Annotated in this window: 7 protein-coding genes and 1 pseudogene; 4 read left to right on the top strand and 4 right to left on the bottom strand. The window is 71.4% G+C overall.

The genetic code is table 11. The features are described 5' to 3' along the window. The 4 genes from BJF79_RS21270 to BJF79_RS21285 all read right to left on the bottom strand — a co-directional run. The coding region (locus BJF79_RS21270) for a hypothetical protein (protein WP_143220069.1) at positions 1-491 on the bottom strand (491 nt) is incomplete at its 3' end. A gap of 144 nt (positions 492-635) precedes the next feature. Then, positions 636-896 carry a DUF6406 domain-containing protein gene (locus tag BJF79_RS21275; protein ID WP_075899885.1) on the bottom strand — a complete coding sequence of 87 codons (261 nt, stop codon included), beginning with the start codon at positions 894-896 and terminating at the stop codon, positions 636-638. A gap of 3 nt (positions 897-899) precedes the next feature. Continuing rightward, complete coding sequence (locus BJF79_RS21280; RefSeq protein ID WP_158079251.1) at positions 900-1,835, bottom strand: C2 family cysteine protease; 936 nt, start codon at positions 1,833-1,835, stop codon at positions 900-902. 5 nt (positions 1,836-1,840) lie between these two features. Beyond that, positions 1,841-8,050 carry an ADP-ribosyltransferase gene (locus tag BJF79_RS21285; RefSeq protein WP_075899889.1) on the bottom strand — a complete coding sequence of 2,070 codons (6,210 nt, stop codon included), beginning with the start codon at positions 8,048-8,050 and terminating at the stop codon, positions 1,841-1,843. Positions 8,051-8,746: 696 nt separating this feature from the next. Between BJF79_RS21285 and BJF79_RS21290 the strand changes: the two genes are divergently transcribed. The 4 genes and pseudogenes from BJF79_RS21290 to BJF79_RS21300 form a co-directional block, all read left to right on the top strand. Beyond that, entirely contained in the window at positions 8,747-8,968 is a 222-nt protein-coding gene (locus tag BJF79_RS21290) for a hypothetical protein (protein WP_143220070.1), read from the top strand. Between the two features lie 39 nt (positions 8,969-9,007). Beyond that, positions 9,008-9,244, top strand: a complete 237-nt coding sequence (locus BJF79_RS53550) for a hypothetical protein (RefSeq protein WP_143220071.1) — start codon at positions 9,008-9,010, stop codon at positions 9,242-9,244. A 147-nt stretch (positions 9,245-9,391) separates the two neighbouring features. Continuing rightward, a complete protein-coding gene (locus BJF79_RS21295; RefSeq protein WP_262402359.1) occupies positions 9,392-9,778 on the top strand; it encodes a hypothetical protein in 387 nt (128 codons plus the stop codon). A gap of 164 nt (positions 9,779-9,942) precedes the next feature. Then, a pseudogene (locus BJF79_RS21300) lies at positions 9,943-10,742 on the top strand (hypothetical protein); the annotation flags it as partial.

Below are 10,742 nucleotides of genomic sequence, written 5' to 3' on the forward strand. Positions count from 1 at the left end.
GAGGCGTCGAGGGAGTCGAAGAGGCGGGCGATGCGCAGGGGAGCGGGGTTGGGCTGCGGCGTGCCGGTGAGGCCCTGTTCGCGCAGATGCTCCTCGAACATCGGATGCGTCCGCTTGCTCAACGAGGCGAGGAGGGCCTTTTCCTCGGGTGAGGGCCGACGGGACTGCGCGCGCGCGTTTTCTTCGATGCCGTACATCGTTTCGTAGAGCACCTTGACGGTGCCCTCACCGAGACCCCATTGCGCCCGGTATCTCTCGACCGCGGTGATGAACTCCTCGAACGAGACCTCGTCGAAGTCGGCGTCGTGGTTGAAGTTGATCTCGGCGATGTACCGCATCTCACGGACGAAGGCACCGGTCCGTGGGTTGACCGCGAGGCAGTCCATACCTCCGCCCGGCGGAACGAGGAGGACGACCGGTCGCTTCTCGTACACCCAATACTGCGGGTAGGAGGACCTTGCCATCTCAAACCCCAACTCTCTGTCAGCCACGACTTCCTCACGTCAAGGATAGAAGGGGCGGGGCCCTGGACGGTCGACGGGGACTCGTCTCAGCGTCGGGCCGTTGCCGTCCACAACATGAGCTGCGCCCGTCCTCCCGTGGCCGAAGACGGGCTATCGCAAGTTCGCTGGAAGTCAGGCGACTCGATTGAGATAGACCGCCCAGTCGGTATCACCGATCAGTTCCGCACGGTCGACCTGCCATGTCTCTTCCCCCACGGAGAACCTGTCGCCCCGATGGAGGACATGGCGGTTCTCGTCCCCGTTGACGACGGTGACCAGCGTTACCTCCGGCCCCCGCGGATCCCCGGTGTCGCGGGCATGAGGAGCCATGAATCTTGCGTACTCGGTCTGCCTCTGCATATTCCGCTGCAGCACGACATTATGGACGGCCATGGATTATTCCAAGGTAACGTAGTTGGTGGAGAAATTCCGCCGGTATTCTTTTATGCTCATCGGGAGCGGATGGTTGGCGTTGTGCGGGTTGCGGATATGGATCTGTCCCCGCTCATCGACTCTGACGACCTCGTAGGCGTGGCCGGCTTCCACGTGATGTGTGAGACCCGGTTCGTCCTTCAGCGGGAACTTGGAGCCGACCAGGATCGGCTTGTTCTCGTCAAGAAGTCGCCTGAACTCCTCGATAACCTGCCGATCGGCCGGTTTGCCCGTCAGCGGGTCGCGTTCCGTGGCAATGGAGTCGCTTCTAGCTGGCAGGCCGGTTAGCTGAGTGAGAATCTCGGTCTTGTCCATGACCTTCCCGCCGTTCAGCCTGACGTAGCCTTCCGGCGGGGCCGCTTGGTCATTGATGCCGCGGAACTCAAGCCAGCGGTCTTTGCGCTCTTGCGTCCAGGTTTGGTCCAGGCCGGCGAAGGCCTTCTCCAGGATCGCCGTCCACGCGACTCCCGTCCTCGATACGTCGGCGAAGGCCGCTGCTTCGGGGTTGTCGCTGTAGACGGGGAGATCCGGCGTGACGGTCACGACTATTTCGCCGCCCGTGAGCACCCAGCTCGCGCTCTTCTTCGACCTTTCGACCGCATTCAGGCGTACCTCGTAGTTCCCGTCCTCGGTTTCCCGTACTGAGTTCACGATCGCCTCGGGCATGTGCCCGGCGATGGCGCCCAAGGTCGAGATCAGCCAGCAGTCGCCGATCGCGCCCTGCTGGGTCTGTTCCCGAGTCGGGTCGCCGTCGAACAGGGGAATCCGGCTTCCGTCAGGCCGGGTCAGCGGAGTGCCGTACTGGTCGGGTGGGCGGATCTTGTCGGGGTCGACGAAGTCCGGCTGGTCGACGGAGGCGTGAACGGGCGGCGGAGGTTCGCTGTCGCCGCCGCCGAACATGCCCTTCAGGCTGTCGATGAGGCCGCGATCCGCGGCGTCGTCGGCGGTCGGGCCGTCGGCGGTGTGCGGGTGGCCGGGCGGCGAGCCGTCCCTGCCCGCCGGGGTGCGGGTGCGTCCGGGTGGTGGGTGCTCCACGTGCCGTCCGGTGGGATGACGGGGCGCAGACGGCCGTCGGGGCCCTCCACGGACGAGGAGGCGAAGACGTTGCCGTGCGAGTCCGACCAGGCCAGCCCGTTCGGTGCCAGCACCGGGACTCCGAGGCGCTGGGCGAGCTGCGCGGCGAAGTCGCCGTCGCCCGTGCGGCAGGACAGGAGGAGGACCTCGCGACCGTCCCAGTTCGGGTCGTTGCGGATGAGGTCCGCCAGGTCGTCGACGCCGAGGCGACGTCCGTCCGCGAGCCGCAGCCCGTCGGCGTTGCCGTGCCCGTCCACGATGAACCGCTGCGGGTCGGCGGGGACGCGTCGGGCGAGGTCGCGGAGCGCGGGGTCGGCCGGGTCGTGGAACGACCGGCCGGCGGGCGTGGCGTCGCTGTCGCGGAAGACGTCGTGGAGATGCGGCGGCAGGTTCGGCGGAATGTCGGTGTCGTCGTGCCGGGGCGGGTGCTCGTCTCCGTCCCGGGACGGACCGTGCTCGCCGTCCTCCGGCCGCTGCGGGTCCGCCGAACCATCGCGATGCTCCGGCCCGTCCTGGCTCGTGGAACGGAGTTCAGGTGGCAGGGCCCGGTCCACGGCGTCCTGGAAGAGAACCTTCAGACGCTCGTTGATGACCTTTTGGAGGGCGGCTTCCTCCGGAGTGAGCCTGGCGTCTCGTTCTCCCAGCTTGGCCAGGTCCTTGGCGACGTTCGGCAGGTCGCGTGAAACCTCGTACAGCGAATGCTCGTAGGAGGCGACATCGTCGACCGACTTCAGATGCAGGCGCAGTTCGCCGATGTGACCGTTCGGCATCTTCACGGTCATGCGGATATCGCGGTAGCCGCTCAGCTGCGGTTTGCGCAACCGGTCCTTGATGGACACGACCTCGACGCCATGGCGGCCGGTGACTTCACGGACCCGTGCCAGCGCCCGGTAGAGATCGGCGACGTTGTCGAACTGCACCTTGCCGCCGAGCAGGTCATTGAGCGCGGAAGCGTCTCCGTTGTAATCCTCAATGATCTTGTCCAGGGCGCGGACCCGGTCCTTGCGGCCCGGACGCATTTTCGCGTCGTCCGGATGGTTCGCGAGTTCCTGGAGAATGCTCTGCAAAGTCCCCTTTTGTGAGTCGGCCGCCTCGTAGAGGTTGTCCAGGAAGTCGTTGACCAAGGGGGTGTCTCTGGGAAGAGACTGACCTTCAGGGAGATCCGCCAGCAGGTCGTTGAGCGCCTTGTGGTCGAAGCCGGGCTGGGGCAGCGAGTCCGAGCCGCCGATCTTGCCGGTCTCCTTGTCGCTGATTTTGAGTTGCCAGTCTTCGAGCGGCGTCGCGTCCGGGCGCGCCGACTCCTCGGGGCCGATCTCCTCGACGCCCCGCTCGTTCACCTCCCGGACGGAGTCCTCCAGGATGCGGACGGCCTCTGGGCTGTTCAGCAGGCTGTTCAGCGTCTTCGGACGTGCGAGCAGCGAGGTGCGCAGGTGTTCCTCGACCGGCGTCAGCGGCGGGGGCCCGCCGCCTTCGACGATCCGTGCCAGCTCGGGGTGGTTCGGCAGTCGATCGCGGAGGTCGGCTTCGAGGAGGTCTCCGAGCCGGTCGCCCCGCTCGTTGACGACGGTCTGCCGGGCCTGGTCGATGACCTGCCGAATCTGCGGGTTGTCGTGGACGCGCCGCATGAGTTCGGGATCGGCCGTCCGTGGGGCCTCCGCGCCGGGCTCTGACGTGGACGAACGTGCGACGGGGCCGGGTGCCGCTGGGGTGGTCGTGCCCTGAAGGTGCGCCTGGCCGCCGTCCGGGACGGACGCGGCGTCCCGTTGAGGAGCCTCGGGGGCGGGGCTCGTCCCGGGCTCGGTGGAGGAGTACCAGCCGTAGTGAGAGCGGGCGTCCGGGTGAAGTCGGCCCTGGTCGTCCTGCACCTGCGGGCTTGCGGGCTCCTGGCCCAGCGGGCTCGCGGGAGGCGGTTCGGAGGCCGCGGCGGGCGTCTCGGGACGGTCGTCGCGGAGCGTCGCTTCGAGTGCGTCGGCGGCCGCGGGGTCGCTCAGGACGTCGTTCATCCGCTGCGGGTCCGCCAGGAGCGCGTCCCGGAGGGCGGCGTCCGCGTCGTTCCGCGTGTCCCCGGTGAGGACGCGGGCGAGGTCCGGATGGTTCGGGAGGGAGTCCCGCAGCCGGGCCTGCAGTTCGGAGTGGAGACGCGGATCGGAGTCCGCGACCCGGTCGAGCATCTCCCGGATGCGTGGGTCCTCGTGGACGCGCCGGGTCGTGTCGTCCGATGTCCGCTGGTTCGGGGCGGGGCCGTCCGGGGCGGCTTCGCCGGGCGTGGACCTGGCGACCGCGCCGTCGCCGAGGGAAGCCGCGTCGCCCGCCGGGCGGCCCCTCCGGAAGCGCGGCCCGTCGGTCCCGTCGGCGGAGTTCGATGTGGTCCCGCCGGTGTCCGCTACGTGCGCCGGCCCGACAGGGGACGTGTAGTTCGCCGGTCCGGTCGCGTTGCCGAACCCGTTGCGGTTGTGCGGCCATAGCGGCGAATCGCCGGTTGGCGCCGGAGTCGGGTTTGTGCCCCGGTCGTTCGGCGGGAGATTGAAGAAGGACCTGTAGTGCACGGTGCGCACCACTTGCCCCCCGACGATTTCCGCCTGGACCCAGCGGGCATGGACGACCTGAGGGGTTCGCCCGGGAAGGTTCGGCTCCGCGAAGAAGTCGAAGCGCTCGATGCTTATGTCGTTCGCGGTGTCTTCGTGCAGCGTCTGGAGATCCCGCTCCAGCTGGTACCAACTGGCGGGGCGGGTGACGTCGAAGGCGTTCTTGCCCTGGTTCTCGGGACGCCATTGCGGGAAGTAGTTCAGACGCTCTCGGGGGCCTTGCGCGGCGTGCCCGAAGATGTGGCCGCCGTCGAAGCGTCCGTTCGCGTACTCCTCCCGCCCGATCCGGCCGACCGCGGACTGCGCCGTGCCATACCTCGACTGGTCGGAGTCGTATTCGGGCACTCCGGTGGCAAGGTGGGCCTGCCCGTTGCTATCGGTGTGGTACAGGAATGTGCCCGGGGCGACTTCCCCCGGGTCCATTTCGCCTCGGCGGACCGAAGGCACCGGGTCGATGTCGTCATCGCCGATGTCCACGAACTGCGAACGCGGCTCCACCATGTACCTGGCGTTGGGAATGGGGACCTCTCGGCCCGCATTGGCCGTCCAGTGGGTGCCGAGTTCCGGGTTGAGGCTTCCGACGCCGTTTTCGTCGCCGTACCACGTCCGGACCCATTCGATCTGGCCGTCGTTGTTCGTATAGAAGATGCCGTGCACTTCGTCGCCGTGCCGGACGACGATGCGGGTGTTCCGCGGTAGGGGCTCGTCGCTACCGGGAAGCGTCGTGCGGTCGCTGAACGGCCCGTCGCGATGAACGTCGTAGTCGCGGACGTTCATGGTCGGAAGCGGCTGGTCGGTCCCTGGGACGTGCGTGGGCGGGTCGAACGGTGCCGCGGCGGGCGACCGCCCCTCGTCGCCGCCGACGAAGACGTGCGGGTCCCCGCGGCCGAAGTCGATCTGGTGGACGACGCCCGGCTGCGGCCGGGTCAGGTCGATGTTCTCGTTGGGGTCGGCGAGCGCCCCGGGAACGTTCTCGGCCTGCGGGTTGGTGATGTGGGTGACCTGGCCGTCCGCGTTCGTGTAGACGATGGAGCGGACGACCGTTTGGCCGTTCTGGTCCAGCGTCGTGATGCGGTAGCGGGCTTCCTGTCTGGGGAAGGTCTGGTCGACGGCGCGCTGGTCGGGACGGAGCTGACGGTCGCTGGCGCCGCTGTCGTCGCGGGGTACCCCTGGCGGGTCCCACGTGTGCTGCGACGGCGTTCCGCGGCTGGCCGCGCCGTCGTCGCCGCGGGCGGACGAGCCGTCCGAGCCGGCCACCGGGTGGCCGGGGGCGAAGCCGTCGCGGCCCGACGGGGTGACGTCGCCGTTCGGACGGTACGTGTTCCATCCGCCGTTCGGCGGCTGGTCGGGACGCAGGCGGCCGTCGGCGTCGCGGTGACCGGACGACGCGTAGACGCTGCCGTCGTCGTTCGACCAGGCCAGCCCGTTCGGGGCGGTGACGGGGACGCCGAGCCGCTGCGCGAGCTGCGTGGCGAAGTCGCCGTCGCCCGTCTCGCACGAGATCAGCATGACCTCGCGGCCGTCCCAGTTCGGGTCGTTGCGGATCAGGTCGGCGACCTCGTCGGCGTTCAGCCGCCGGTCGCGACGCGCATGCCGTCGGCGTCGCCGTGCCCGTCGACGACGAACCGGTGCGGGTCGGCGGGGACGCGGCTCGCGAGGTCGCGCATCGCGTCGTCGCCGGGCGCGTAGAAGGAGCGGCCCGCGGGGGTCTCCTGGCTGCCGCGGTAGACGTCGTGCAGGTCGTCGGGGAGGCCGGGCGGGGGCGTCTCGCCCGTGTCGCCGTCGAGCGCGGGGCGTCCCGTCGGAGTCGCTCCGGTCGGGGCCCGGCTCGCCGTCGGACGGGCGCGTCGCCGCACCGTCGTCCCCGGGCGTGGCGTCGGGACGTGCGGGCGTGGTGTCCGGACGGGCGGGTGCGGTGTCGGCGGGCGTGCCGTCCGCGGTGGACCGCGGCATCGCCCCGTCGTCGGGCATGGCCCGGCGCGGCAGCGGACCGCCGGAGCCGGGCGGCGGCGTGGACGGGGGCGTGGTCCCGCTGTCGGGCGGGCCCAGGCGGTCGGCGCGCGGCGGCGACGTCGGCGTCCGCGCCCGGGTCGCCGTCGGCGATTCGTGCGGGCCCTCGAGAAGCACCGTGGCCCGGATCTCGGTGATGGGGTTGCCGTCGGCGTCCCGGGCGTTGGTGTCGACGTGCGTGATCTCGTAGCGGGTGTTGCGCGGCAGGACCAGCTCACGCTGGTCGCTGTACGCGCTCTGCTCCCCCATCCAGACACCGCGGGCCCCTTCGGGCAGGTCGATGTGGATGCGGATGGGGAACGGGTTGTTGTCGACGACGGCCGGGTCCCGGCCGAGGGACGTCGACATGAACGCGTGCTCGTGCTGGACCGACCCGATCAGCTGGGACGCGTCGCGGGCGCCGAGGGGGCTCCCGTCGGCGGCCGTCATGAAGCTGACGTCGTGGAGTCCGCGTTCGGTCTGGACGGGCTCGGGCAGCGGCTGGTCCAGGGCCTGGTCGAGTTCGCCCATGCGCCTGTTGAAGGCGTCGACACTGGGCGTCTCGCCGAAGTACCCCTCCAGGAACTGGTGGTAGCCGCCGTTGCCGACGACCCGGCCGATGAGGGCTTCCGGGTTGCCGTCGGAGAGGAGCGAGTCGACCAGGGCACGCTGGTTCGGGTCCAGGGGGAACCCGGCCTGGATGCGCCGGAGGTCGGCCTCGGTCGGCCTGAGGTAGGTCGACAGGTCGCGCAGCATCGCCGCGTTCGCCGGGTCCGTGCTCATCAGGTTGTTGAAGGTGCCGACCGGATCGGGCGAGCCGAGAACGTAATCGACCACGGCCCGCTGATGCGGGTCGAGCTGGAACTCGTTGCTCATCCGGAAGACGTCGGCGACCGTCGGTTCGAGCTGCCGGCTGAGGGACCACAGCGCGTCCGATACCGGCCTGTCCGCCGCGAGCGAGTTCAGGTACGCCCCGAGGTCGGGCGCGTTGGGACGCAGGAACGCGTTCGGCATCGACTGAACCGTGTACTGGAACAGCGCGTTCTGCAGGTGGGGCGGGAGGTTGGCGTAGACGTGCGCGAGCCGGTTCTCGCCGTACTGCGCTCCCGCGTCGTTCGAGGTGAAGCGCTGTGTCCCGGCCTCCAGGGGGCTGCCGTCCCGGTCGGCCGCGGTCCAGCCGCTCGCCTCCGGGTTGCCCAGCGCGTCGATGTCGACGGCGCCCCTGGGCGCGATGACCCGGACGCCGAGCTGCTGCGCGAGCTCGGTGGCGAAGGTCCCGTCGCCCGTCTGGTTGGCGAGCAGGACGACGTCCCGGCCGTTCCAGTTCGGGTCGCTTCGCACCAGGTCGGCGACGTCGGACGGGCTGAGCCGCCGGTCGCCCGAGTACAGCCCGTCGCGGTCGCCGTTCGCGTCGAGCACGAACCGTCCGTCGGGGTCGGGACGCACGCCGCGCGCGGTGTCGCGCATGAACGGCTCGTCCGGCCCGTAGAGCGACCGGCCCGCGGGGGTCTCGTCGCTGTTGTGCCAGGCGTCGTGGAGGCTGTCCGGCAGCCCCTCGGGGACGTCACGGCGGGGCGTCGTCCCGTCGGTGTCGTCCGTCCGGGACGGGTCGGCGTCGGAGTCGCTCGTGCGGTTGTGGCGGGGGTCGGGCTGGGAGTCGCCCCGGTCGTCGCCTGGGGTTGTTTCGGGTGTTTCGTCGCGCGTGGGGGACGACGGCGGTTCGGCGTCGTTGTCCCGCGGCGTCGTCGTCGCCTCGTCCCGGGTGGTGCCGGGCGGGTTCGTGTCGTCGCCGGGACGCGTGGAGGAGTCGCCCTCGGCGTCCGTCCGCGGGGAGCCCTCCTCACGGATGGTGCCGCCGCCGTCGAAGGGCCCCGGCGCCTCGGTGCGCTGCCCGTCGCCCGGCTCCGGCCGCGCGGGCGCGGGCTCGGCGCGGTTCTCGGAGGTGGTGCCGGGGTCGGTGTCCGAACGGGGCGGCGTGCCGGTGTCGGGCGGCGTGGACTCGCCGTCGCGCGGATGCGGAGCGGACGAGTCCCCAGGGTCGCCGCCGCCGGACGGATCGTTCCCGGGCGTGTTCGTACCGGTGGTGCCGTCCGGCGTTCCGGTGCCGGTGGTGCCCGTGGTGCCGTCCGGCGTTCCGGTGCTCGGAGTGTTGGACCCGGTCGCGTGCCGGTTCCGGACGTGCCGGTGGTGTCGGGGGTTCCGGTGGCCGGGGTGTTGGTCGTCCCGGACGGGGACGCGTTGCCGTTGCCGTTGCCCTGGGAGTTCGCGCCGAGGTGGGAGTCCATGACCTGGCCGATGGCCTGGGCCAGCGGACGCGGGTTCGGGGCGAGCCGGTACTCGGTGAACGCCTCCGCCATCATCTCGTGCGGGTCCCCGGAGCCGTAGCCGGAGAGGCCGTCCTCCACCCGCTGCGCCGTGTCGGGCGTGTGGGGCTGCGTGGCGTCGTACGACGGAATGCCGAGGGCGTTCGCCACCGCCTGGTTCAGGTCGGCGAGCGCCTGCGGGTTGTTCAGGAGCTGCTCGCCGAGCTGGTGGCCGAACTCGTGGGTGAACACGCCTTCGCTCGAACCGCCGCCGGGGACGGTGAAGCCCGACGCCTCCTCGTCGGCGCCGTCGTCGGCACGCGCCTGGTTGTCGGCGAACGCCTGGTCGCCGACGTAGATGCCGCGGTTCGGGCCGTCCGGGTAGGCGTAGGCGAGGACGTCCTCGTCGCCCGGCGGGAGCGTCTGCGAGAAGTCCTGCGAGCCGATGTGGGTGAGCCCCTGCATCGTGCTCGGGTAGTCGGCCGCGAGTTGCTGGATGGCGTTGTTGAACTCGCGGACCGCGGCAGGGTCGATCGGCGCGGACGAGAAGTCGACCGTCGGGGCGTCGTTCCCGAACTGGGACAGGATGTCGCGGGTTTCCTGTTCGGCGTCCGCGAGATCCTGCGCCGTGGTGTCCGGGGTGGTGCCGTCGCCGCTCGTGCCGTCGGTGCCGTCGGTGCCGCTGTTGCTGTCGGTGCCTTCGGTGCTGTCGGAGCCGCCGTCTTCGCTCTTCTTCGGGTGCGCGTCGGGCTGCGCCTCCGAGTCGCCGGTGTCCGGCGGCGGCGGGGCGGGCGTCTCGCCGCGCACCGTGCCCTGGTCGTCGAGGACCGGCGGGCGGGGCGTGTCCGAGGCCCCGTCGCTGAACGGGCCGGGCGGCGGTGCCGGACGGTAGGTGTCGCCGGACGGGACGTCGCTGCGCGGTGGCGTGGACGGCCGGGGCTCCGGCCGCGGCGACGGCGAGCTCGCGCCGGGCCTCGGTGGAGCCGACGGCGGACGGGAACCGCCGCCGCGGGTGGGACCGGCGGTGCCCGCCGCGCCGCCGAACGCGCCATCGGTATGGGCGCGACGAAGGCCGTGTTGTCGTTGGACGAGTCGCTGCTGTCGGGCCGCGCCATCGCGTCCGGGACGTCGGCGGGCGACGAGCCGTCGGAGGACGCGACGTTCGTCGGCGTCTCCCCGTCGGAGGACGGCTCCCCGTCGGAGGTCGGCTCCCCGTCGGAGGTCGGCTGTCCGTCGCCGGGCGTCTGGCCACCCGCGCTCGGCTGGCCCCCGTCGGGGGTCGCCTGGCCGTCGCCGGGCGTTTGCCCATCGGAGGTCGGCTGGCCGCCGGGTGGTCGGCTGTCCGTCGCCGGGCGTTTGCCCGTCGGAGGTCGGCTGGCCGCCGGGTGTCGGCTGGCCGTCGCCGGGCGTCTGCCCGTCCGCGGTCGGCTGGCCATTGGGCGTTGTCTGCCCGTCGCCGGGCGTCTGGCCGTTCGGAGCGGGCTGCCCGTCGAGGTCGCCTGGCCGGTCGGGTTCGCGGGTCCGTCGGAGGTCGGCTGCCCGCTCGGGGTCGGCTGGCCGTCGCCGGAGGGCTGGCCCTCGTTGCCGAGCGGGGTGCGGCCGTCGTCTCCGCCGCCCGGGGGCGTCCGGTCGGTGCTGGACGGGTCGGCGGGCGTGTCGCGGCCGGTCGTGGACGGGCCGTCGCCTTCGGGCGTGGTGCCGGGCGTACGCGACGTTGTCGCCGGCGGGCGTGGTCTGGCCGTCGCCGCCGGGGTGCGGGCGTCGGCTGCCCGTCGCCGCGCGGCGTCGCGGAGTCGCCGCCCCGGGGGCGGTGGAGTCACCCGGTGCCGGGCGTGGAGCCCAGCGCCGAGGGGGAG

It is taken from the genome of Actinomadura sp. CNU-125, assembly GCF_001942465.1.
Taxonomy (GTDB): domain Bacteria; phylum Actinomycetota; class Actinomycetes; order Streptosporangiales; family Streptosporangiaceae; genus Spirillospora.

What these genes read in the sequence shown, in the direction of transcription:
- BJF79_RS21280 (WP_158079251.1), bottom strand. Translation starts at nt 1,835, where the DNA reads ATGTTCGGCGGCGGCGACAGCGAACCTCCGCCGCCCGTTCACGCCTCC.
- BJF79_RS21285 (WP_075899889.1), bottom strand. Translation starts at nt 8,050, where the DNA reads ATGCGCGACACCGCGCGCGGCGTGCGTCCCGACCCCGACGGACGGTTC.
- BJF79_RS21275 (WP_075899885.1), bottom strand. Translation starts at nt 896, where the DNA reads ATGGCCGTCCATAATGTCGTGCTGCAGCGGAATATGCAGAGGCAGACC.